This window comes from Streptomyces sp. NPDC096132 (assembly GCF_044763345.1).
Taxonomy (GTDB): Bacteria; Actinomycetota; Actinomycetes; order Streptomycetales; family Streptomycetaceae; genus Streptomyces.
In genome coordinates this window covers 210494-233068 of record NZ_JBIWGA010000003.1, presented here as the reverse complement: position 1 = coordinate 233068, position 22575 = coordinate 210494, and the positions used below count along the sequence as shown (strand labels likewise).

The following is a 22575-nucleotide window of genomic DNA, read 5'->3' as shown; positions in this document are numbered from 1 at the left end:
TTCCGGTCCGTCTATGCGGTCGCCGGTCAGGGCAGCGTCCACAGCCGGACCGTGACGAGGTAGAAGACGACAGCCCAGAAGGCCATCGCCACAGCGACGACACCGAGGCCTCGGAAATTGGTTCTTGCCGCAGGCTCGGTCGGGAGTGGCCGCAGCCATCGCCCGAGCAGCGGGTTCACGTAGTAGGGCATGGTCAGGAAGCTCATGATGAAACTCGACAGCAGGTTGCCCACGAGCAGGCCGATCCAGAGCGGCATGTGCAGCGGGGACAGAGCGAGCGTCAGCAGCACGACCGTCGGGTACAGGCCGACCCAGACGGCGAGGGAGGTTCTGGTCTCGGAGGGCGGCGGCGGTGCCTCCCTGCCGTTGCCCTCGAAGGCGAACCAACTGCCGAACGAGTTGTCGATCGTATGCAGTGCGAAGTCGCTGAACTTGGCGCCCTCGGCCAGGATCTGGTGCCGTTCGGGCGAGGTCAGCCAGGCGTCGAGGTGCTCTGCGTTGTCGTAGCGGTACAGCGTCGTCCATTCCTCCTGGAGCCCCTCGACGGGGCGGAAGAGCTCGGTCCCGCGAAACCCCTCGAACTTGCTCTCCTCCTGGACCATGCGGTGCTGCCAGTCGAGGAAGTCGTCGACCTGGTTCGGGTGGACGCGGTGGGTGACCACCACGGTGACCAGCGGATCCAGTGACTGGGTGCCGCTGCTGACCACCTGCTGGGTCGCCGGACCGTCGAAGTACTTGGCACCGACGTCGAGATACGTCTGCCTGGTCGCGCTGTTGATCCACGCCTGCAGATGCGCCACCGAGTTGAACCGGTACACGACGACCCAGTCGGCTTGCAGCCGGGTCGGCGGGGAGATCTCGGCGCCGAGGAAGCCGGGGTAGTAGGCGGCCGCGGTGTTGAGGTCCTCCTGCCACGACTCGAATTCCCGCTCCATCCCGGGCAGGACCTTCTGGCCGATGATCGCCGTCGCCGCGGCGGCCATGTTCCTCTCGGCGCTCATGGTGGCTCAACCCGCCGACGCCGACTGCTCCGCGGGGAGCCGGCCGTAAATGCGTTCCGGAGTCAGCGGCAGCGCACGGTAGCGGACGCCCGTGGCGTCCTGCACCGCGTTCGCGAGCGCGGGGGCGACCGGGTTGATGCAGCACTCCGCCATCCCCTTCGCCCGCATGGGCCCCACCGAGTCCGCCGAGTCCACCAGGAGGACCTCGGTACGGGGAATGTCGGCGTAGGTGGGGATGCGGTAGTTCCGGAGGTTGGGGTTGACCATGACGCCGCTGTCGTCGACGTGATGGTTCTCGGTCAGCGCGAAGCCGATTCCCTGGGCGACACCGCCCTCCACCTGTCCCCGGACCTGCGCCGGATTGATGATCACACCGGCGTCGGCCGCCTGCACGCTGTAGAGGATCCGTATCTCACCCGTCACGCGGTGCACGGCGACCCGGAATCCCTGCGTGTTGGAGGTGACGCTCCGGGGCGAGCCGTACGCCTTGCGTGCGGCCGTGAAGCGGATTCCACGCGTCCGGGCCAGCGCGACGAGTTCGGCCAGCGACACCCGCCGGTCCCCGCAGACGACACCGTCGTCGTCCATCGTGCACAGCACGACATGGACGCCCGTGTGCGCCGCGGCGAATTCCAGGATGCGGTCGCGCACCGCGTTGGCCGCCCGCAGGACCGCGTTGCCCGCCACGAAGAGGCCCGCGCTCGCGAAGGCACCGGTGTCGAATCCCGTGCGGTCGGTGTCGGACTGCACCAGGCGGATCCGCGACGGCGTCGTGCCCAGCTGACCGGCTGCGATCTGGACATGGGCCGTGGAGGTTCCCTCCCCGAACTCGGCGGTCCCGACGGCCAGTTCGTAGATGAGATCGTCGCCCAGCGTGACCCAGGCCTCCGAGAGGTGTTCCGTCGGGGGCGCGGTCTCGTGCAGGGAACTCGCCACGCCGGCTCCGACGAGCCACGCCGGGCCAGGGGGCGGCTGGTCGGCCGTACGGGCCAGGGCGCCGCCCACGAGGTCGATGCACTGGGCGAGTCCGTCCTCGGTGAAGACCACGTCGTCGGGGCCGTCGTGCAGGGCGACCAGGGGCTCACCCGGCCGCACGATGTTGCGTCGGCGCAGTTCCAGCGGGTCGATGTGAAGGGCGCGGGCCAGTTCGTCCATCGCCGACTCCACGGCGAACGCCGGCTGCGTCATTCCGTAGCCGCGCAGCGCCCCGCTCGGCACGGTGTTCGTGTAGACGGAGTACGCGTCGTACTTCTTGTTGGGGCAGCGGTAGATCATGACGGCGGCTCCGCCCGCGTACACCGTTTCGCCGCCGTGGTTGCCGTAGGCGCCCGTGTTCGACACATTGCGTACCTGGAGGGCGGTGAGCGTCCCGTCGGCCTTCGCGCCGAGTGTGACCGTCAGGGTCATCGGATGCCGCGGCGAGGCCGTGGTGAACTCCTCCTCACGGGTGTACTCGAGACAGGTGGGCCGCCCGGTGTCCAGGGTGGCGAGCGCGACCAGGTCCTCCGCGATCACCTCCTGTTTGCCGCCGAATCCGCCGCCCACGCGCTTGCAGAACACCCTCAGCTGGTCCGGGCGCAGCCCGAACAGGTACTCCAGCTTGACCTTCGCGATCGACGGTGACTGCGAACTGGTGCGCACGTTCAGCCGGCCGTCCTCCATCCAGGCGATCGAACCGTGGGTCTCCAGATGCGCGTGCTGCACCCGCGGTGAGAAGTACGTGCCTTCGTGGATCACGTCGGCCGCCGCGAAGCCGGCGTCGACGTCGCCGATGTGGGAGTGGAGTTCGAGCAGGATGTTGTGGACCGGGTCACGGACGAACGGATCGTCGGAGCCGTGCAACTGGGGTGCGCCGTCGGCCATCGCCGCCTCCGGGTCGAACACCGCGGGCAGCACCTCGTACTCGACCGCGAGACGCCGGCAGCCCTCCTCGGCCGCCCCGACCGTGTCGGCCAGGACCGCGGCGACACGCTGGCCGGCGAAGCGGACCGTGTCGTCGAGGATGCGGGTGTCGTCCGGATCGACCAGGTGGTCGGTGTGGATCGCCGTGGTGAAGCGTCTGCGGGGTACGTCTTCCCAGGTGTAGACCCGGCGCACGCCGGGCACCGCGAGGGCGGCGCTCTTGTCGATCGAGCGGATCCGGGCGTGCGCGTGGGGTGAGTGCAGCACCTTGAGGTGCAGCATGCCGTCGATCCGCGTGTCCATGGTGAACTCGGCGTGCCCCGTCACCACATCGTGGCCCGCGGGCGCGCCGGCACTCGTCCCGACGGCCTTGCCCGGTGCCGCCGTCTCCACCGCACTGACGCCCTTCACGGCGTCCTCGATCGCCCGGTATCCGGTACAACGGCAGAGGTTGCCCTTCAACGCCCTGGGCAGGTCCGCCTTCTGCTCCTCGCTGAAGGTCGCCGACGTCATGATCATCCCGGCGGTGCAGAAACCGCACTGGAAGCCAGGGGCGTCCTCGAACTGCCGCTGCATCGGATGCGGGGCGCCGGGCCGTCCAAGACCCTCGATCGTGGTCACCTGACGGCCGTCCGCGCGGAACGCGGGGGTGATGCAGCTGTGTACCGGTGCGCCGTCCAGCCACACCGTGCAGGCGCCGCAGTCGCCCGCGTCGCACCCCTTCTTGACGCCGAAGTGGCCGAGTTCGCGCAGGAAGGTGCGCAGGCACTGGCCGGGGGCCGGCTCCCGGTCGAATTCCCTGCCGTTCACGAGGTAGCTCATGGCAGGTCCCCCTCCATGAGTTCGCGGCGAATCTCTTCGGCGAAGTGCCGTGTCAGATGACGACGGTGGTCAGGGGTTCCGTTGGGATCGGTGAACCAGACGTCGGCCGGCACGGCGTCGATGCTCTGCCGCAGGGTCCGGACATCGGGCAGGACGTCGAAGGCGAGGCGGACCGGCCGCGTGGTACCGGCCGTGACGGTGAGCAACAGGTCACTCGCTCCCGGCCGTTGCGTGCCGACGAGGAACACGGTCGAACGGCCGAGCCGGGTCAGTGAGAAGCGACGGCGCGCGGTGCGTTTGCGCAGCGCACGCTCCGCAATGGTGACGCGCCGAAGGATCTCCCCGGGCGTGAGGACGTTGCGGTGGTCGCCGGTGACGAAGTCGAGGGCGTCGACGAAGCGCACGGAGCCGTCGGGCGCCCACAGTTCGTACTGCGCCTCCAGCGCCACGGTCGACGTGATCATCGGGCCGGCGGGCAGGGACATACAGATGTTTCCGCCGACGGTCGCCGCGTTCCAGACCTTGAACGACGACAGGAATGCCTCACAGCTTTCCCGGAAGAGGATTCCGGCGGTCCAGCCCTCCGGCCACGGGAAGGCGTACAGATCGCGAATGGTGCATGTCGCGCTGATCTCCAGGCCCTTGTCCGTGACAACAAGAGGCTCCCAGCGCAACGCCGTCAGGTCGATCAGCCGTCGCAGGTCCGGCTGCTCCGTGGAATAGAGCCATGTTCCGCCGGCGAGCCAGGCATCACCCTCCTGCCAGTCCTGGCCTGGCCGCTCGGACGGTCGCCGGACTACTTCGGTGATGGTGTTGAGGTCCATGAAAGCCGACCTATGGGGCAACGGAACGGTTGCCTTCCCACCCCAGACCCTTTTGTCATATTTTACCCCAGTCGTACACGCAGCGACAGCAGACCGGAGGGTGGCACCGCGACCTTGAGTGGGCCGCCGGTGACGGCGTCGAGGCTGTGTTCGTGCACGAGCTCGCCGGTCACGTCGTACGCCCTGCACCAGATGTCGTACGGTCCGCCGTCGGTGAGGTCGAGGACGAGGGCGTCGGTGGCCGTGGCATTGACGATGTCGACCGTGCGGCGCCGGGTCAGATCCAGGGCCACGGTCCGCTCGTCGTGCACGACGACGGCCTCGCGCTCCGCTCTCGCGGCCCGCACGACGGGGTACAGCTCGTCGGGCCGTCCCGGTTCGAACTCCCCCTCCCCGAACAGCGGCCGCAGTCTCGCCCACTGCGCGAGCCAGAACTTCAGCGCCTTGTAGTGCGACGGCCGCAGCTCGCCGAGTCCGCAGGAGAGCTGTGGTGTGGCGTGGAGGACGGCCAGGAACTGACGCAGGGCGGCCTGCGGGGTGTGGTCCGGGTCCCACATCAGCATGTCGGAGTGGACGGCGCCGCCGCAGCGCAGCAGCCCGGCGTCCACGGTGCGGACGCGGTTGGCGACGGCGTCGGCCGGGCAGTCGGTGGCCCGCAGCAGGTTGCCGTACGCGGCGGTGCCGGGCCCCAGGTAGGGCTGGCGCAGTTCGATGAGGGGCGTGGCGCGGTACAGCGGGGTGAGGGCGTCGCGGATCTCGCCGAGCAGCAGGTCCATGGCGGCGCTGACGTCGCCGCGCCCGTCCTCGGCGTACACCATGGCGTCGTCCAGGAAGTCGAGCTTGAGGCCGTCGAGTCCGTGGTCGCCGACGAGCCGGGCGCAGGTGGTGACCACATGGGCGCGCACCCGGGTGTCGCGGGGGTCGAGAACATGGGCGCCGGGCGCGGTGGGGCTGGGCAGCGGGGCGAGCGGCGCCGGCTCGCGCCAGCGGGGCGAGTCGGGCCCGGCGAGCAGGGGGGCCACCCAGGCGATGTACGCCATGCCGAGGCCGTGCACCTCGGCGACGTGTGCGGCCAGGTCGGGGAACTTCTCCGGGTCGGTCTGCCAGTCACCGGCCCAGGCGTAGCCGCGGAGGCGTCCGCCGCGCTGCCAGCCGTCGTCCAGGATGAGCAGTGCGCAGCCGAGCCGGGCCGCGAGCCGCGCCTCGTGCGCCACGGCGTCGGCGGTGACGTCCTGCCCGAGCGCGTACCAGGTGGAGTAGGCGGGGCCGCGGCCGGCCGGCGGCAGGCCGAGCGGCGGCTGCGCGGCGGTGGCGGCGAGGCGGGCGGCGAGACGGCGCAGGGCGGTGGCGGGGCTCGACCGGTGGGTGGGCCTGGACAACTACCGGCGGATCCTGGAGGAGGAGACCTTCCGCCGGGCGCTCGGCCACACCGCGGTGTACGCGGTGGCGCAGACCGCGGGGGCGATCCTCGTCGGTTTCGTCCTCGCGCTGCTGCTCGAAGGGCGGGCCCGGACCCTGTGGTTCGTGCGCTCGGCCGCGTTCCTGCCGGTCGTCGCGGCGGTCGCGGTGGTCGCCGAGGTGTGGCGGCTGTTGTACTTCCCCGGCGACGAGGGCCTGCTCAACTCCGTTCTGTCCCTTCTCGGTTCGGACACCCAGCGCTTCCTCGACGATCCGGACCAGGCGCTCGGCTGGGTGATCGCCGTCGGGATCTGGAAGAACGCCCCGTACGACATGATGATCGTCCTCGCCGGACTGGCCTCCATCGACCGGCAGTCGTACGAGTCGGCGGCCCTGGACGGCGCCGGGCTCGTGCGCCGGCTGCGCCATGTGACGCTGCCCGCGCTGCGTCCGGTCGTGACGATCCTGCTGACGCTGGCCGCGATCCGCGGGATGCGGGTCTTCACCGAGGTGTACATCCTCACCGGCGGCGGCCCGGCCGGCTTCACCGATGTGCTGATGACCCGTATCTACGACCTCGGGTTCCGGGCCAACGACCTCGGCTTCGCCTCGGCCTGCTCGGTCGCCCTCTTCCTGCTCACCCTCGTCCTCACCGGCGGGGTGACGTGGTACCGGCGCCGGAAGGAGCTGTCATGACGGCCTCCCGCTACGACACGGCGCTGGGCTGGGGCTGGGGCCGCGGCCGGCCGCTCGCCTCGACGGCCCGGCTGGTGCTGTACGCGCTGGTGCTGCTGGTGTTCTGCGGGCCACTGCTCGCCGTCCTCACCGGCGCCTTCGACCGCACGCCCGACCCGACGCGGATGTCCCTGGTACCCCGTCACCCGACCCTGCGCAACTTCGAGATCGCGGGCGAGCGCGGCCTGTGGACGTATCTGCGCAACTCGCTGCTGATCACCGGGAGCGCGCTGCTGCTCCAGGTGAGCGTGACGGTCTTCGCCGCGTACGCGCTCGCCCGGCACCGCTTCCGCGGGCAGGCCCTGGTGCTGATGGTGATCCTGGCGACGATGATGCTGCCCGAGGAGGTCATCGCCATCCCGCTCCCGCTCGTCCTGAACGACCTTCCGGGCCTGGACGTCAGTCTGCGCGGGACGCTGCTCGGGATGGTGCTGCCGATGGGCGGCTGGGGTTTCTCCATCTTCGTGCTCAGCGAGTTCATGAAGGAGATCCCGCTCGAACTGGAGGAGGCCGCGCGCGTCGACGGCGCGGGCGAGCTGCGGATCTTCGGGCAGATCGTGCTGCCGCTGTGCAAGCCGGGCCTCGGTGTCGTCGTCATCTTCGGCTTCAACATGATCTGGGACCAGTATCTGCTGCCCCTGATCGTCGCCTCCTCCCCCGACCAGTACCCGCTGACCGTCGGGCTGCAACTCATGCGTTCCGTACCGGAGGTGGGCATCGGGGCGCTGCTGGCCGGCGCCCTGGTCGCCCTGGTGCCGAGCGTCGTCGTCTATCTGGCCTTCCAGCGCACGTTCCGGTCCGGCCTGACCACTGGAGCAGTGAAGGGATGATCCCGTCTTGACCTCCGCCTCTGCCGATCCCCTCGTCGGTCCGCGCGCCCGGCGGATCGCCGAGTTCCGTGACCACCGCTTCGGCCTCTTCGTCCACTGGGGCGTGTACCCGGCAGCCGCCCGCCATGAGTGGGTGCGTCAGCGCGAGCGGCTGACGATCCATCAGTACCAGTCCCACGTCGACCACTTCGACCCCGATCTGTACGACCCGGAGGCCTGGGCCGAGGCCGCCCGGTACGCCGGGATGCGGTACACGGTCCTGACGACCAAGCACCACGACGGTTTCTGTCTGTGGGACTCGGCGCTCACCGACTACTCCGTGACCGCGACCCCGTACGGCAAGGACCTGGTGGGCCCGTTCGTGTCGGCGTTCCGTGCGGCCGGGCTCGGGGTGGGCTACTACCACTCGCTCCTGGACTGGCATCATCCGCTGTTCCCGCTGGACCGTATCCACCCCGAGTGGGACGACGCGACCGGCGACCTGCACGGCCAGGTGAAGGAACTCCTCACCCGCTACGGGCCGGTCGACACCCTGTGGTTCGACTTCAGCTACGCGGGCCGCATCCGCCAGGGGAAACCGGTCACGGGCGGCAAAGGCCCCGACGAATGGCGTGCGCACGAACTGATGGCGCTGATCCGCAGGCTCCAGCCCGAGTGCCTGGTCAACAACCGGCTGGGGATTCCGGGGGACTTCACCACTCCCGAGGAGTACCAGCCGCTCGTCCCGCCGGGCGAGGTGTGGGAGGCCTGTCAGACACTGAACGGCAGTTGGGGCTACGACCGGGACAACCTCAACTGGAAGACCTCCGAGCAGTTGATCGCGCTCCTGGTCGACACGGTCTCCAAGGACGGCAATCTGCTGCTGAACGTGGGGCCCGACGCCCGCGGCGCGTTCGAGCCCCGTGCCCTCGCCGTGCTGCGCGGCATCGGCGACTGGATGCGGCTGCACTCCCGCTCCGTCCACGGAGCCGGCCCCTCCTCGCACCTCCCGCCGACCGGCTGCCGCTACACCCGCCGCGGGGACCGGCTCTACGTCCATCTCCTGGAGTGGCCGTACAAGCATCTGCACCTGCCCGGGCTCAGCGGCCGGGTGCGCTACGCCCAGTTCCTGCACGACGCCTCCGAGGTCCGCCCCGTGAACGCCGACCCGAACTGGGACAACGGCAATGTGACGCCGAAGGGCGTCCCGGAGGGCGCGCACACCCTCGAACTCCCCCTCCGCAGGCCGGATGTGGCGCTCCCCGTGATCGAGCTGTTCCTCGACGGCGACGAGAGGGGCCGGGCATGAGACGCCGTACGTTCCTGAAGTCGTCCGCGGTGACGGCGCTCGCCGTGTCGGCGGGGCTGCCGGATGCGCAGACGCACACTGCTGGGCGGCGCGGCCGCCGGGCTCGGTCTCGCCGGCTGGGGGTGGCCGGCGCGCCGCAGGCCCAGGCGTCCCCCATCGGCACCGGCTGGACCGAGGTGAACCCCGGGTTCGTCCTCCAGACCCCGCCCGACACGACGCGCTACGAGTACCTGTCGGCGACCGGGGAGCACCACCTGTGGCTGTACGACAGCGACCCGTGGCTGTGGCCGGACAGTTCCTCGGGGCCGCGCAGCGAGATGCGCTGGAGGAACGACTACACCAGTGGGCAGAGCCAGTTCGAGTGCGACCTGAGGATCGGGTCGGGGGCGCACCGCGTCTCCGTCTTCCAGATCTTCGGCGGCTCCAGCTGGGCCACGGCGTTCATGACCCTCGCCATGAACACCGACAGCCTCAACTACTACGACACGACGACCCAGATCGCCTCCCCGGTCTACAACACCTACATCCGCCTCAACGTGGTGCACGAGACCGACACCGGCAACAGCCACGTCTTCGTCAACCGGACGTTCGTCAGGACGTTCCAGGACCACGGCGACGGCACGCACTATTTCAAGGCGGGCCTGTACGGCCGGGACGGGATGTCCTCACGCAGCGACATCTACCTCAAGAACATTCACCTGTACGCGAAGTAGCGGCAGGTAGGTCAGCGACCGGGACGCCGTCAGCTCTTCGCCGTGACGTCCTCGAGCGCGATGTTGAGCTCGAGGACGTTCACGCGGGGCTCGCCGATGAAGCCGAGGGTGCGGCCCTCGGTGTGCTCCTCGACGAGCTTCTGGACCTGGGCGACGGACAGGCCGTTCCGCTCGGCCACCCGGTGGACCTGGAGGTCGGCGTAGGCCGGGGAGATGTCCGGGTCGAGCCCGGAGCCCGAGGAGGTGACCGCGTCGGCGGGGACGTCGGCGGGCTTCACCCTGTAGTCGGCGGTCGAGTTCTCCTCGACCACCTTCGCCCTGGCCTCCTTCACCCACTTCACCAGGTCCGGGTTGTCGGCGGATCGGTTGGTGGCTCCCGAGAGGATCAGCTTGTACTGGGTGTTGACCGAGTTCTCGCCCAGTCCGTTCGCGGGACGCGGCTGGAAGTAGTCCAGGCCGTAGCCCTGCTGCCCTATCAGGGAGGAGCCGACGACCCTGCCGTCCGCCTTGATCTCCGAGCCGTTCGCCTTGTCGCCGAACAGCCCCTGGGCGACGCCGGTGACGACCAGCGGGTAGACGACACCGGTCACCAGGGTCAGCACGAGGAGGGCGCGCAGCCCCGCCCCGAGCAACCGGAGGGTGTTGGTTACCGAGTTGTTCATGCCGTTCAACACGCCTTTCGGAAGTCACAGCCCGGGGATGAGGGAGATGAGCAGGTCGATGAGCTTGATGCCGACGAAGGGCGCGATCAGTCCGCCGAGGCCGTAGATCCCGAGGTTGCGGCGGAGCATCCGGTCCGCGCTGACCGGCCGGTACCGCACGCCCTTCAGAGAGAGCGGGACCAGCGCGATGATGATCAGCGCGTTGAAGACGACCGCGGAGAGGATCGCGGAGTCGGGTGAGGCCAGGTCCATGATGTTGAGCTTGTCCAGGCCGGGGTAAACGGCCGCGAACAGCGCCGGGATGATCGCGAAGTACTTCGCGACGTCGTTGGCGACGGAGAACGTGGTCAGCGCACCGCGCGTGATGAGCAGTTGCTTGCCGATCTCGACGATCTCGATGAGCTTGGTCGGGTTGGAGTCGAGGTCGACCATGTTGCCGGCCTCCTTGGCGGCCGACGTACCCGTGTTCATGGCCACGCCGACGTCGGCCTGGGCGAGCGCGGGCGCGTCGTTCGTGCCGTCGCCGGTCATGGCGACGAGCTTGCCGCCGGCCTGCTCCCGCTTGATGAGGGCCATCTTGTCCTCGGGCGTGGCCTCGGCGAGGAAGTCGTCGACGCCCGCCTCCTCGGCTATCGCCTTGGCCGTCAGCGGGTTGTCACCCGTGATCATGACGGTCTTGATGCCCATGCGGCGCAGTTCCTCGAACCGCTCGCGCATGCCGTCCTTGACGACGTCCTTGAGGTGGATGACACCCAGTACTCGGGCACCCTCGGCGTCCTCGACCGCGACCAGCAGCGGGGTGCCGCCGGCCTCGGAGATCCGGTCGGTGAGCGCGCCGGCGTCCTCGGCCACCTCGCCGCCCTGCTCCCGGACCCAGGCGACGACCGATCCGGCCGCGCCCTTGCGGATCTTGCGTCCGTCGACGTCCACACCCGACATACGCGTCTGCGCGGTGAAAGCGATCCACTCGGCACCGGCAAGCTCGCCCTGATGGCGCTCGCGCAGCCCGTACTTCTCCTTCGCCAGTACGACGACGGAACGGCCTTCAGGGGTCTCGTCGGCCAGCGACGACAGCTGGGCGGCGTCGGCCACCTCGGCCTCGGTGGTACCGCTCACCGGCACGAACTCCGACGCCTGACGGTTGCCGAGGGTGATGGTGCCGGTCTTGTCGAGCAGGAGGGTCGAGACGTCACCGGCGGCCTCGACGGCCCGTCCCGACATGGCCAGGACGTTCCTCTGCACCAGGCGGTCCATGCCGGCGATGCCGATCGCCGACAGCAGCGCGCCGATCGTCGTGGGGATGAGGCAGACCAGCAGGGCGACCAGCACGACCATCGTGAGGTGGGTGCCCGCGTAGTCGGCGAACGGCGGCAGGGTGGCCACCGCGAGCAGGAACACGATCGTCAGCGAGGCGAGGAGGATGTTGAGGGCGATCTCGTTCGGTGTCCTCTGCCGGGCCGCGCCTTCGACGAGGTTGATCATCCGGTCGATGAAGGTCTCGCCCGGCTTCGTCGTGATCTTGATGGCGATCCGGTCGGAGAGGACCTTCGTACCGCCGGTGACGGCGCTGCGGTCGCCGCCGGACTCCCGGATGACCGGTGCCGACTCTCCGGTGATGGCGGACTCGTCGACCGACGCGACTCCCTCGACGACATCACCGTCGCCGGGGATGATGTCGCCCGCCTCGCAGACGACCAGGTCACCGATGCGCAGCTCGGTGCCGGGCACCTGCTCCTCGCGCTCGCCGACGAGCCGCCGGGCGACGGTGTCGGTCTTGGCCTTGCGCAGGGTGTCGGCCTGCGCCTTGCCGCGGCCCTCGGCGACGGCCTCCGCCAGGTTGGCGAAGACGACGGTGAGCCACAGCCAGGCGCTGATGGTCCAGCCGAACCAGTCGCCCGGGTCCTTGAAGGAGAACACGGTGGTCAGCAGCGAGCCGATCCACACCACGAACATCACGGGCGACTTGACCATCACCCGCGGGTCGAGCTTGCGGAAGGCGTCCGGCAGCGACTTCACCAGCTGCTTGGGGTCGAAGAGGCCGGCTCCGACCCGGCTTTCCCGGTGACCGGTCGGGACGTCCTGGTGGGGCGCCCGGGTCGGGGTGGCAGTGGACATCGAGTCCTCTTGGTTCTCTGTGCGAGTGGTCATGACGCCAGCCCCTCGGCCAGCGGGCCCAGCGCCAGCGCCGGGAAGTAGGTCAGACCGGTGATGATCAGGATCGCGCCCACCAGCAGGCTGGTGAACAGCGGCTTCTCGGTGCGCAGGGTGCCCGCGGTCACCGGGACCGGATTCTGCTCGGCGAGCGAGCCGGCGAGCGCCAGCACGAACACCATCGGCAGGAACCGGCCGAGGATCATCGCCAGCCCGATCGTGCTGTTGAACCACTGCGTGTCCGCGTTCAGACCGGCGAAGGCGGAACCGTTGTTGTTGGCGCCGGAGGTGTAGGCGTACAGGATCTCGGAGAACCCGTGCGCGCCGGAGTTCGTCATCGAGTGCGCCGGGGTCGGCAGCGCCATCGCCGCGGCGGTGAAGACCAGCACCAGCGCCGGGGTGATCAGGATGTAGCAGGCGGCGAGCTTGATCTCACGGGTGCCGATCTTCTTGCCCAGGTACTCGGGCGTGCGGCCGACCATCAGACCGGCGATGAAGACGGCGATGACCGCCATGATGAGCATGCCGTAGAGGCCGGAGCCGGTGCCGCCGGGCGCGATCTCGCCCAGCATCATGCCGAGCATGGTGATCCCGCCGCCCAGACCGGTGAAGGAGGAGTGGAAGGAGTCCACCGCGCCCGTCGACGTGAGGGTGGTCGACACCGCGAAGATCGACGACGAGCCGACCCCGAAGCGGACCTCCTTGCCCTCCATCGCCCCGCCCGCGATCTGGAGCGCCGGGCCGTGGTGGGCGGACTCGGTCCACATCATCAGGGCGACGAAGCCGACCCAGAGGGTCGCCATGGTGGCGAGGATCGCGTAGCCCTGCTTCACCGAACCGACCATGAGGCCGAAGGTCCGGGTCAGCGCGAACGGGATGACCAGCAGCAGGAAGATCTCGAAGAGGTTGGTGAACGGGGTCGGGTTCTCGAAGGGATGGGCGGAGTTGGCGTTGAAGTAGCCGCCGCCGTTGGTGCCCAGCTCCTTGATGGCCTCCTGAGAGGCGACCGCACCGCCGTTCCACTGCTGGTTGCCCCCCATGAACTGGCCGACCTCGTGGATGCCGGAGAAGTTCTGGATGGCTCCGCAGGCGACCAGCACGATCGCGGCGACGAAGGAGAGCGGCAGCAGGATGCGGGTCACACCGCGCACCATGTCCGACCAGAAGTTGCCGAGTTCACCGGTATGGATGGGGGTCCCCCCGCTCGAGCGAAGCCGAGAGTGGGGGAGGGCGAATCCTCGTACGAGGGCCACCGCGACGGCGATGCCGACCGCGGCCGACACGAAGTTCTGCACGGCCAGCCCGGCGGTCTGTACGACGTGGCCCATGGCCTGCTCGCCGTAGTAGGACTGCCAGTCGGTGTTGGTGACGAAGGACGCGGCGGTGTTGAACGCCTGGTCCGGGTCGATCGCCTTGAAGCCCAGTGACCGCGGCAGGCCGCCCTGCAGCCGCTGGAGCAGGTAGAGGAAGAGGACCGAGACCGCCGAGAAGGCGAGGACGCCGCGCAGGTATGCCGGCCAGCGCATCTCGGCATCGGGGTTGGCACCTATGCCCTTGTAGATCCACTTCTCCACGCGCCAGTGCCGGTCGGAGGAGTAGACCTTGGCCATGTAGGTGCCGAGGGGGACGTGGGCGAGCGCCAGCGCCGATATGAGCGCGAGGAGCTGGAGGACGCCGGCGAGTACGGGACCCATTGCCTGTCTCAGAACCTCTCCGGAAAGATCAGGGCGAGGACGAGATAGCCCAGCAGGGCGACGGCCACGACCAGGCCGACGACGTTCTCGGCGGTCACAGCTTCGTCACCCCCTTGGCGACGAGGGCCACCAGCGCGAACACCGCGACCGTGGTGACGACGAAGGCCAGATCGGCCATCGCGAACTCCTTGAGAGGTGCGAAGAGGAACGGACGGGATCGAGGAAACACCGACCCTGGCCGGAGGGGACCGCCCGTTGACAGGTCCCTAACGGCGACGCCCACGGCTTTGACACGTCTCTTACGGCCGGCCGCCGCGGCAGGTCGGTACGGGTGTCGGCACAGGCGAAAACCCTGCGGCGGAGGAACTGGTCCTCCGCCGCAGGGTTGCGTGTGGCCCGGCTCTCCGGTCCCGGCGTCGAAGTCAGCCGAGCTGGACCCGGAGCAGTCGGTCCGCGCCCTTGCCCGCCTTGTCGGTGAGGACCCACAGCGCCTTCTCGCCGGGGACCTTCACGACGTCCCGCAGCCGGCCGAAGCCGTTGGTGTAGTACGCGACCGGGGTGCCGAGACCGGTGGCGTCGACCGGGATGCGCCACAGGCGCCGGCCCTTGAGCGCGGCGACGTACAGGGCGCCGTCGGCATAGGCCAGCCCGCTCGGCACGCCCTTGGAGGGGTGCCACTGGTGCTTGGGGTCGGTCATGCCGGCCTTGGAGCAGACGCCCTCGCAGGTGGGCCAGCCGTAGTTCATGCCGGGCTCGACGAGGTTCAGCTCGTCGTGGGTGTTCTCGCCGATCTCCGTCTCCCACAGTCGGCCCTGGTTGTCCCAGGTGAGGCCCTCGGGGTTGCGATGGCCGTAGGAGTAGACGAGGGTGCCGAACGGGTTGCCCGGCGCCGGCTTTCCGTTCGGGGTCATGCGCAGGATCTTGCCGTTCAGAGAGTTCCTGTCCTGCGCGGAACGGGGGTCGTCCGCGTCGCCGGTGGTGGCGTAGAGGTAGCCGTCCGGGCCGAACTTGATACGGCCGCCGTCGTGCAGGCCCCTCTTGATGCCGGTGACGAGCGGTGTGTAGCCGGTGAGGCGGGAGCCGTCGAACGTCATCCGGGCGATGCGGTTGCCCTCGTCCGCCCGGTGGTAGACGAAGATCTGGTGGTCCTGGCTCCAGTGGGGTGACAGGACCAGTCCGAGCAGGGTCTTCCCGCTGTCGGGAGCGGCGATCCGGGGCTCGGCGGGGACCTCGGACCGGACGCCGGCCCGGGTGACCTTGAAGACTTTCAGTGTGTCGCGTTCATTGACGAGCGCCGAGCCGTCCGGAAGCCAGTTCACGCCCCAGGGGTTGGTCCACCCGGACGAGAGGGTCTTGATGCCCGAAGGGGCGCCGGCCTCGGGAACGGACGGCACCGGTGGTGCGGCGTTGCCGGTCGCGGCCGTGGTGACCAGCAGCCCGGCTACCGCGGCCGCGGCGGCCGCGACGCGGGAGACGGCCCTACGGCGGGGTCTGTGGATGTACACGGGTGGATCCTCCTGGAAGGGGTCGCTGACGATGTCCGAGGCGAGGAGCGGTCATCCGCTCAGCCCCTGATCTGGTTCCGGACCCAGACCCCGTTGGGCGAGAGCACACCGGTACCGGCGAATTTGCCGGTGCTGCAGATGCCCTTCTTGAAGACGGAAAGGTCCTTGTGGTTGTCGGAGAGGCTCCAGTTCGTCCAGCCGATCTTCTTCTTGGCCATGACGTCGGTGAACTTCTGCGCCATGGCGTAGTCGGTGCCCCAGCCGTTCCAGGAGGCGACGGCCCACTCCGTGACGAAGATCGGGAGTTTGTCCGAGGCCCGGTCCAGCAGCTTCAGGAACTGCTCCCGCCCCGCCGTCGCATAGAAGTGGAAGGTGTACATGACGTTCTTGTCCGGCAGGGGATCCGCGACGACGATCTTCTCATTGGTCGCTTCCGCGAGGCCGAACGTGGCCCAGCCTCGGGTCGGCACGAGAATCACGCTGCTGGGAACCCGGGAACGGATCACCGGAATGATCTGCTTGGCGTAGTCCTTGATGACGGGCCAGCTCACATGGTGGGGCTCGTTGGCGATCTCGTAGATCACATTGGTCTTGTTCTTGTGCTTTTCGGCGATCTGCTTGAAGAACGCGCGGGCATTGGCGAGATCCTGGTGCGGATCGCCCGGGTGGATCGTGTGCCAGTCGACGATGACGTACATTCCGCGGGCGGTCGCCATGTCGACGAGTTTGCTCGCCAGTTCGGTGTATTTCTTCGGATCCGCGCGATATCCGCCTTCGCGTGCGTACGTCGACACACGCAGCACGCTCGCCTTCCAGTCGTAGGCGACGGCGTCCAGCGCGGCGCCGGTCAGGCAGTCCGGATACCACTGTGTCCCGTGCGTGCTCATGCCGCGCAGCTGGACCGCCTTGCCGGATTCGGAGCACAGCTGGGTGCCGCAGACGTGGAGCTTGCCGTATTCCTGGATCGGGGTCCTGGCCTTGGGGACCGTTCCGGATCCCTCCGCGTGTGCCGGGCTCGCGGGGAGAAAGCCGAGCGTCGCCGAGAGAGCCAGCGCGGTCCAGGCGGCGCGGCGGCTGCGGGAAGTCGGTGAGGGCACTTCTGCCTCCAGTTCGTGGGGTGGGAACCGAAGGCAAATATGACGATAGGACGCGTCGTATGTGAGGGAGCGTCACCGCGATTCGCCCGAGGCGCAGGAAATGTTCACCCGAGTGCAGATGCCGCGTGTGCGGGCCCCCTGAGGCCACCGTTCCGCCTGCTCTTCGGTGGGTGCCACTCCGGCGAATCCTTCCTTCGAGCGAGGGGTGCAGCAATCAGCCCAGCCGATGGCGCAGGTCACACCCTCCGTGGCTAGTGGTGGAGGAGACCACCCCCTTCAAGGAGCACACCTTGAGCCTTGATTCCTTTGACACCAAAATGGAGACGACCCGACAGCAGGCCAACCAGATAACCCATCGGTCCGGGCAGACCGACGCCTCCGTACTTCCCCAGCCCCCGGACGACGACGAGAAGTACTCCTACGCGAGACGTCATCTGTGGGTACTCACGGGGGCCTCGCTCATCAGCATGGGCTGCCTCGTCTTCAGCCAGTTCAGACTCGTCCAGTCCTCGCCATGGCTGCTCGTCCTGCTGCCGTGCCTGGTCTTCAGCGTCCTTTACTACCTGGCCTCGCTGCGCGTGAACGGATTCACGGCCGACTTCGATCTGAAAGCCCATCGCCGACTCGTCCAGGAATGGCGGCCCACGACGTATCCGACGGTCGCCGTCTTCCTTCCGGTGTGCGGCGAACCCGTCGACGTACTGGAGAACACCTGGAAGCATGTGCGCCGGCTCGCCGACCGTTATCCCGGCGAGGCGAACGCGTACGTACTCGACGACTCCGACTCCGCGGAACTCGCGTCCATGGCCGAGGAGTTCGGTTTCGGCTACGGGAGCCGGCCCAATCGGGGCTGGTTCAAGAAGGCCGGCAATCTGCACTACGGGCTGGGCATCTCCGACGAGGAGTACATCCTCATCCTCGATGCCGACTTCGCCCCGCGGGCGGATCTGCTGGAGGAACTGCTGCCGTACATGGAGCGCGACCCGAAGACGGGCATCGTGCAGTCACCGCAGTATTTCCGCGTGTCCGAACGGCAGACGTGGATCGAGCGCGGTGCGGGTTCCGTGCAGGAGCTGTTCTACCGGGCGATCCAGGTCTCCCGTCAGCGCCATGGCGGTGCCATCTGCGTGGGCAGTTGCGCCGTGTACCGGCGGGCGGCCCTGGAGGCCAACGGCGGCACCACACTGATCGAGCATTCGGAGGACGTGCACACGGGTTTCGACCTCGGCCGTCTGGGCTGGAACCTGCGGTATGTGCCGATCCCCCTCGCCACCGGCAACTGTCCCGACAATCCGAGTGCGTTCTACCACCAGCAGTACCGCTGGTGCTCGGGTTCCATGAGCCTGCTGAGCAGCAAGAAGTTCTGGAGCACCAAGCTCCGGCTCACCACGCGGCTCTGCTACTTCTCAGGCTTCCTCTACTACATCCACACGGCTCTCTTCACCTTCGTGGCACCGCTGCTCCCGATCGTCCTGCTCGTGGTGATGCCCGAGAAACTCAAGGTCGAGTACATGCTGCTCGTCCTGCCCAGCGTCATCTACACCCTGCTCATCTTCCCGTTGTGGCACAGGTGCCCCTACCGGATCGAGGCGTGGGCCGTACGCCTGATGTACGGCTGGGCGCATCTGTTCGCCATCTGGGACATCACCCGGGGCAGGCGCCAGGCCTGGCGGCCCACCGGCTCGGCGGCCGCCGGCCGGAACAAGAACCGGCGCTTGTGCGTCGGCGTCCGGTTCTGGAACGGCGGAACGGCCGTCCTGTGGGTGGGCACGGCCCTCTGGCGCATGGTCACCCTGTACCCGCCCGATTTCGCGCTGGTGCTGGCCTCCGGCCTGTTCTACGCGGTGATCGTGGGCCGGGTCGCCCTTCCCCACCGTGACACCACGGCGGAAACCGTTCCCGCGGTCGGGCCCAGAAGGCTGGAGCCCGCGAAGAACCTGTGACCACCGCACCACGGGGGGAGGCCCTCGGAGCCGAGCCGATCCGGACTCCGAGGGCCTCCGCCATGTGGTTGGCCGGAACGACACCCCGTGTTGCGGTTCGGTTTCCTTTGCTTTCGGGCGGATAAGTGATGGCCAAGACTTGTACATGAACGCTTGTGAGCATTTGTGGCGGCGGCCCATCATTGGCCGGATCCCGCCCATACCACAAGCACGCAGGAGCCCCCGGTGGCCGCTGGCCAAATAGTCTCCGAGCCGGCCGACTCGCCGGCGGCAGCCCAGACGGAGCGGCGGAAGCTGCGCAAGCACTTCGGCCGCTTCGACATCCTCTTCTTCCTCCTCTGCACCATCGTCGGGGTCGACACCATCGGCACGGTGGCCTCCTCCGGCGCCGAGGCCTTCACCTGGCTCATCGTTCTGGCCGTCGTGTTCTTCGTGCCCTCCGCGCTGCTGACCGCCGAACTCGGGGCCGCGTTCCCGGACGAGGGCGGCCCCTACATCTGGACCAGCCGGGCCTTCGGCCGTCTCGCCGGCGCCGTCAACAACTTCCTGTACTGGATCACCAACCCGGTGTGGCTCGGCGGCACCCTCTCCGTCTCCGCCGTCACCGCCTTCACCACGTTCTTCCACGACGGGAAGGACCTGAGCACCCCGGCGTTCTACGTCTTCACCCTCGTGTTCGTGTGGGTGGGCGTGCTCGCCGCGATCCTCTCCTTCGACGTCGGCAAGTGGATTCCCACCATCGGCGCCTGGAGCCGCTTCCTCCTCCTCGGCCTGTTCACCGTCACCGTCGTGATCTACGGCGTCCGGCACGGCCTGCACGGCTTCGGCCTCGGCGACTTCTCGCCGACGTACGCCGGTTTCGTCGGCCTGGTCCCCGTCCTGATGTTCAACTACGTCGGCTTCGAGCTGCCCAACACCGCCGGCGACGAGATGACCGACGCCCAGAAGGACGTACCCTTCGCGATCTTCCGCAGCGCCGTCCTCGCGGTCCTGCTCTACGCGCTGCCGATCCTGGGCATCCTGCTCGTCCTGCCGGTCAAGGCCATCACCGGCCTCGGCGGGTTCATCGACGCGATCCGCCAGGTCTTCACCGTCTACGGCGGCCAGGTCGCCGGCGACGGCACCGCCACCCTCAGCGGCGCGGGCAGTGTCCTCGGTGACCTCGCCGCGATCCTGTTCATCCTCACGGTGCTGTCCTCCGGCGTCACCTGGGTCATGGGATCCGACCGCGCGCTCGCCGTCTCCGGCTACGACGGCGCGGCCCCCCGCTTCCTCGGCGTGATCTCCAGCCGGTTCGGCACGCCGGTGCGGGTCAACATCCTCAGCGGGCTGGTCTCCACGGTCGTCCTGATTCTGGCGCAAGAACTGACCGACGGCAGCGCCGCCAAGCTGTTCGGCGCGGTCCTCGGCCTCGCCGTCTCCACCACCCTGGTCAGCTATCTGGGCATCTTCCCCGCCCTCGCGGTACTGCGCCGCAAGGCCCCGGACGTCCCCCGCCCCTACCGGGCGCCCTTCCCCCGCACGATCAGCGTGGTCCTCACCCTGCTCGTCCTGTTCGCCAGTGTGCAGCTGGTCGCCCCCGGGCTCGGCGACCACTGGTTCGGCTCCGACTACGCCCCGGACGGCTGGACGCACGGCGAGCGCTGGGAGTACCTCCTGACGGAGGCCGTCCCCCTGATCGGTTTCATGCTCCTCGGCGTACTCTTCTGGGCCCTGGGCAAGCCGACCCGGAGCGCGTCCGCCGCCCGGGACTGACCCGGGCGGTGGTCGACCGGCCCAGGAGGGGCACTCGGTGGTTGTCGAGATGCTGCCGAGGCCGGAGGGACATCATGAGCGTGACAGAGCGGGGCACGGGCGACACACCGACGCCGGAGAAGGCGCTGGACGTCTACCTGAACGATCATCTGGCGGGTGCGACAGCCGGTACCGAACTCGTCCGGCGCATGGCCCGGGAGCACCGCGCCACGGAGTACGGGGCGAACCTGGTGAGACTCGCGGCGGAGATCACGCAGGACCGGCGGTCTCTGCTGCGGCTCCTGGCCGACCTCGAGATGCCCGTGAAGCACTACAAGGTGTACGGGGCGTGGCTGGGCGAGAAGGTCGCGCGGGTGAAGCCCAACGGCCGGCTGCTGCGCCGCTCCGGCCTGACGGTGCTGGTGGAGCTCGAGGCCATGCGGCTGGGCGTGCAGGGCAAGGCGTTGCTGTGGCGCGCCCTGCTCTCCGCCTCCGCCCAGGACCCGCGCCTGGACCCCGACCGGCTGCGGCAGCTGCTGCAGCGGGCGGAACAGCAGATCAGGACGCTGGACGAGCTGCACCTGAGGGCGGCGACGACGCTGCGGTCCGGGCGCCGCGAAGTGATCACACAGGCGTAACGGCGGGGCCCCGAGCTCATCCACGCGTGCGGCTCTTTCGTGGCTGGTCGCGCCCACGCGGCGGAGCCGCATATCGATACGGCCCCGCGCCCCTCAGGGAGTTGTCGTCAGCGTCGCTCCCACCTCCGCCGCCTGCTGCCGCAGCCAGATGTGGGCCGCGTCCTGGGCATGTACCGGGTGCCACCACATCGCCTCCTGCACCGGTACCGCCTCGAAGGGGCAGGGCAGGACGCGCACCGCGGCGGCGCGGACCGCTCTGCGGGCCAGGCGTTCCTGGATCATCGCGATCCGGCGGGTGCCCTCCACCATGTGGGGCAGGAGCTGGAAGGTCTGTACGGAGACCTCCACCCGAGGGCTGATGCCGAGCATGCTGAGCTGCCGGGCGGCCGGGGCGTCGTAGGGGCGCTGGTAGACCGCCCAGGGCAGCCGCGACAGGTGGTCGAGGGTGAGTTCGTCACCGACCTCGGGGTTGTCGTCGGCGACCATGCACAGCCAGCGGTCCTGGTGGACGTCCACGGAGGGGAAGCCGTCGATGATGCCGTGCGGCAGCAGCAGGCCGTCGACGGTGCTCAGCACGGCCGCGGTGTTCTCCACCACCGCGGGCGTCGAGTGCTGGAAGGTGAGCCGGATGCCGGGCGCCTCCTGGTGCAGGGCACGGGCCAGCGCGGAGCCGAACACGGCGGCGCCGTAGTCGGAGCACAACAGGGTGAACTCCCGGGTCTCGGCGGCCGGGTCGAAGTCGGCCTGGCTGGCGAAGACCCGTTCCAGCAGGTCGCACGCGGTGGCGCTGCGGTCCCGCAGCGCCACCCCCAGCGGGGTCAGCTCGTAGGCGTTTCCCGTCCTGGCGAGCAATTCGTCGTCGAAATGGCGGCGCAGCCGGGCCAGTGCCGCGCTCATCGCGGGCTGGCTGAGTCCGATGCGTTCCCCGGCCCGGGTGACGTTGCGTTCCTCCAGCAGGGCGCGCAGTGCGACGACCAGGTTGAGGTCGAGTCGGGACAGGTTCACCGGGCACCACCTAGCGAGCGAAGAGCCATCCATCCGATGGATTTCATGGATCCACAGGATTGATTTCCGTGATCAGCAGTTCGGTTCAGAGTAGACCGCAACCGAGCGGGAGGAAATCACATGGCGACGCTCGCGCCTACGACAGGGGCATGACCTTGCGGTAGGTGAAGACCGCGACCGCCGCGACCGCCACGTGCATCAGGAGCAGCGCGAGGACACCCGTCACCCCGCCGTCGCCGAAGAGCAGGAAGTCGGGGACGAAGGACACCACGACGACGGCCGGCACCAGCCACCGCACCAGGGCCTCGGGGTCCTTGGACAGCTTGCGGACGACGGCCCAGCCGACGGCTCCCGCGATCACTCCGACCGCGGTGAGGAAGATGTACGAGGACGCCTTCAGCGGCTGGAAGTCGTCCGGGGCACCGGCGGCCAGGGCGAGGATCGCGAGGACCGCGTCCGCCACGGAGGCGACCACGATCGCCGCGAGGACACCTCCCACGACGACGAGCGGACCACGGCGGACGGTGACGGCATCAGAGGCGACGGACATGGCGGCTCCCAGGAGAGTTTGAAATATCAAACATGAGTCTGCCCCTCATTGCTTGAAACTTCAAGCCCTGAGGGGGGCCGCCC

The 22575-nt window shown here is 68.8% G+C and carries 20 protein-coding genes; 7 read left to right on the top strand and 13 right to left on the bottom strand.

Going from position 1 to position 22575, the window contains the following annotated elements:
- Positions 1 to 26: 26 nt before the first annotated feature.
- The 4 genes from ACIRF9_RS08820 to ACIRF9_RS08805 all read right to left on the bottom strand — a co-directional run bounded on the left by ACIRF9_RS08820 (position 27) and on the right by ACIRF9_RS08805 (position 5928).
- Complete coding sequence (locus ACIRF9_RS08820; protein ID WP_403818388.1) at positions 27 to 1001, bottom strand: antibiotic biosynthesis monooxygenase; 975 nt, start codon at positions 999 to 1001, stop codon at positions 27 to 29.
- Positions 1002 to 1007: 6 nt separating this feature from the next.
- Positions 1008 to 3725 (bottom strand): molybdopterin-dependent oxidoreductase, encoded by a 2718-nt coding sequence (locus tag ACIRF9_RS08815; RefSeq protein WP_403818386.1) that lies wholly within the window; start codon positions 3723 to 3725, stop codon positions 1008 to 1010.
- Entirely contained in the window at positions 3722 to 4549 is an 828-nt protein-coding gene (locus ACIRF9_RS08810) for an FAD binding domain-containing protein (RefSeq protein ID WP_403818384.1), read from the bottom strand. Before ACIRF9_RS08810 ends, ACIRF9_RS08815 begins: the two co-directional genes overlap by 4 nt.
- A gap of 62 nt (positions 4550 to 4611) precedes the next feature.
- Positions 4612 to 5928, bottom strand: a complete 1317-nt coding sequence (locus ACIRF9_RS08805; RefSeq protein ID WP_403818382.1) for a glycoside hydrolase family 36 protein — start codon at positions 5926 to 5928, stop codon at positions 4612 to 4614.
- On the opposite strand from ACIRF9_RS08805, the gene ACIRF9_RS08800 reads away from it, so the two are divergent.
- From ACIRF9_RS08800 to ACIRF9_RS08785, 4 genes are read left to right on the top strand one after another with little or no spacing between them, the layout of a single operon-like run.
- Entirely contained in the window at positions 5894 to 6643 is a 750-nt protein-coding gene (locus ACIRF9_RS08800; protein ID WP_403818380.1) for a carbohydrate ABC transporter permease, read from the top strand. The two genes, ACIRF9_RS08805 and ACIRF9_RS08800, sit on opposite strands and share 35 nt — an antisense overlap.
- Positions 6640 to 7512: a carbohydrate ABC transporter permease gene (locus ACIRF9_RS08795; RefSeq protein ID WP_403818378.1), complete on the top strand. Its 873-nt coding sequence runs from the start codon at positions 6640 to 6642 to the stop codon at positions 7510 to 7512. The genes ACIRF9_RS08800 and ACIRF9_RS08795 overlap by 4 nt, the downstream gene beginning before the upstream one ends.
- A 7-nt stretch (positions 7513 to 7519) precedes the next feature.
- Positions 7520 to 8800 (top strand): alpha-L-fucosidase, encoded by a 1281-nt coding sequence (locus ACIRF9_RS08790; protein WP_403818377.1) that lies wholly within the window; start codon positions 7520 to 7522, stop codon positions 8798 to 8800.
- Positions 8797 to 9513, top strand: coding sequence for a polysaccharide lyase family 7 protein (locus ACIRF9_RS08785; RefSeq protein ID WP_403818375.1), 717 nt, complete (start codon positions 8797 to 8799; stop codon positions 9511 to 9513). Before ACIRF9_RS08790 ends, ACIRF9_RS08785 begins: the two co-directional genes overlap by 4 nt.
- Before the next feature lie 29 nt (positions 9514 to 9542).
- On the opposite strand, the gene ACIRF9_RS08780 is transcribed toward ACIRF9_RS08785, so the two are convergent.
- The 7 genes from ACIRF9_RS08780 to ACIRF9_RS08750 form a co-directional block, all read right to left on the bottom strand.
- Positions 9543 to 10175 carry a potassium-transporting ATPase subunit C gene (locus ACIRF9_RS08780; protein WP_403818373.1) on the bottom strand — a complete coding sequence of 211 codons (633 nt, stop codon included), beginning with the start codon at positions 10173 to 10175 and terminating at the stop codon, positions 9543 to 9545.
- Positions 10176 to 10199: 24 nt separating this feature from the next.
- Positions 10200 to 12323, bottom strand: a complete 2124-nt coding sequence (gene kdpB, locus ACIRF9_RS08775; protein WP_403818371.1) for a potassium-transporting ATPase subunit KdpB — start codon at positions 12321 to 12323, stop codon at positions 10200 to 10202.
- Positions 12320 to 14020 carry a potassium-transporting ATPase subunit KdpA gene (gene kdpA, locus ACIRF9_RS08770; protein ID WP_403818369.1) on the bottom strand — a complete coding sequence of 567 codons (1701 nt, stop codon included), beginning with the start codon at positions 14018 to 14020 and terminating at the stop codon, positions 12320 to 12322. The genes kdpB and kdpA overlap by 4 nt, the downstream gene beginning before the upstream one ends.
- 8 nt (positions 14021 to 14028) lie before the next feature.
- Entirely contained in the window at positions 14029 to 14118 is a 90-nt protein-coding gene (gene kdpF / locus ACIRF9_RS08765) for a K(+)-transporting ATPase subunit F (protein ID WP_009326374.1), read from the bottom strand.
- On the bottom strand, positions 14115 to 14249 hold the full coding sequence (locus tag ACIRF9_RS08760) for a hypothetical protein (protein WP_403818367.1): 135 nt from the start codon (positions 14247 to 14249) through the stop codon (positions 14115 to 14117). The genes kdpF and ACIRF9_RS08760 overlap by 4 nt, the downstream gene beginning before the upstream one ends.
- A 193-nt stretch (positions 14250 to 14442) precedes the next feature.
- Complete coding sequence (locus ACIRF9_RS08755) at positions 14443 to 15525, bottom strand: PQQ-dependent sugar dehydrogenase (protein WP_403818365.1); 1083 nt, start codon at positions 15523 to 15525, stop codon at positions 14443 to 14445.
- A gap of 59 nt (positions 15526 to 15584) precedes the next feature.
- On the bottom strand, positions 15585 to 16622 hold the full coding sequence (locus ACIRF9_RS08750) for a glycoside hydrolase family 5 protein (RefSeq protein ID WP_403818364.1): 1038 nt from the start codon (positions 16620 to 16622) through the stop codon (positions 15585 to 15587).
- A gap of 317 nt (positions 16623 to 16939) precedes the next feature.
- Between ACIRF9_RS08750 and ACIRF9_RS08745 the strand changes: the two genes are divergently transcribed.
- The 3 genes from ACIRF9_RS08745 (at position 16940) to ACIRF9_RS08735 (ending at position 20937) form a co-directional block, all read left to right on the top strand.
- On the top strand, positions 16940 to 18565 hold the full coding sequence (locus ACIRF9_RS08745) for a glycosyltransferase family 2 protein (RefSeq protein ID WP_403818362.1): 1626 nt from the start codon (positions 16940 to 16942) through the stop codon (positions 18563 to 18565).
- Positions 18566 to 18790: 225 nt separating this feature from the next.
- Positions 18791 to 20320 (top strand): APC family permease, encoded by a 1530-nt coding sequence (locus ACIRF9_RS08740; protein WP_403818361.1) that lies wholly within the window; start codon positions 18791 to 18793, stop codon positions 20318 to 20320.
- Between the two features lie 74 nt (positions 20321 to 20394).
- The gene (locus tag ACIRF9_RS08735; protein WP_403818360.1) at positions 20395 to 20937 is read left to right on the top strand and encodes a hypothetical protein; all 543 of its coding nucleotides are present in this window, start codon (positions 20395 to 20397) and stop codon (positions 20935 to 20937) included.
- Between the two features lie 93 nt (positions 20938 to 21030).
- Here ACIRF9_RS08735 and ACIRF9_RS08730 read toward each other — a convergent pair whose 3' ends face one another.
- Positions 21031 to 21942, bottom strand: coding sequence for a LysR family transcriptional regulator (locus ACIRF9_RS08730; protein ID WP_403818359.1), 912 nt, complete (start codon positions 21940 to 21942; stop codon positions 21031 to 21033).
- 136 nt (positions 21943 to 22078) lie between these two features.
- Entirely contained in the window at positions 22079 to 22492 is a 414-nt protein-coding gene (locus tag ACIRF9_RS08725; protein WP_403818357.1) for a DUF6069 family protein, read from the bottom strand.
- Positions 22493 to 22575: the final 83 nt, after the last annotated feature.

Coding starts and splice junctions, on each gene's coding strand:
- ACIRF9_RS08820 (WP_403818388.1), bottom strand. CDS start 1,001: ATGAGCGCCGAGAGGAACATGGCCGCCGCGGCGACGGCGATCATCGGC.
- ACIRF9_RS08745 (WP_403818362.1), top strand. CDS start 16,940: ATGGAGACGACCCGACAGCAGGCCAACCAGATAACCCATCGGTCCGGG.
- kdpA (WP_403818369.1), bottom strand. CDS start 14,020: ATGGGTCCCGTACTCGCCGGCGTCCTCCAGCTCCTCGCGCTCATATCG.
- ACIRF9_RS08735 (WP_403818360.1), top strand. CDS start 20,395: ATGAGCGTGACAGAGCGGGGCACGGGCGACACACCGACGCCGGAGAAG.
- ACIRF9_RS08810 (WP_403818384.1), bottom strand. CDS start 4,549: ATGGACCTCAACACCATCACCGAAGTAGTCCGGCGACCGTCCGAGCGG.
- ACIRF9_RS08815 (WP_403818386.1), bottom strand. CDS start 3,725: ATGAGCTACCTCGTGAACGGCAGGGAATTCGACCGGGAGCCGGCCCCC.
- ACIRF9_RS08725 (WP_403818357.1), bottom strand. CDS start 22,492: ATGTCCGTCGCCTCTGATGCCGTCACCGTCCGCCGTGGTCCGCTCGTC.
- ACIRF9_RS08780 (WP_403818373.1), bottom strand. CDS start 10,175: ATGAACAACTCGGTAACCAACACCCTCCGGTTGCTCGGGGCGGGGCTG.
- ACIRF9_RS08785 (WP_403818375.1), top strand. CDS start 8,797: ATGAGACGCCGTACGTTCCTGAAGTCGTCCGCGGTGACGGCGCTCGCC.
- ACIRF9_RS08795 (WP_403818378.1), top strand. CDS start 6,640: ATGACGGCCTCCCGCTACGACACGGCGCTGGGCTGGGGCTGGGGCCGC.
- kdpB (WP_403818371.1), bottom strand. CDS start 12,323: ATGACCACTCGCACAGAGAACCAAGAGGACTCGATGTCCACTGCCACC.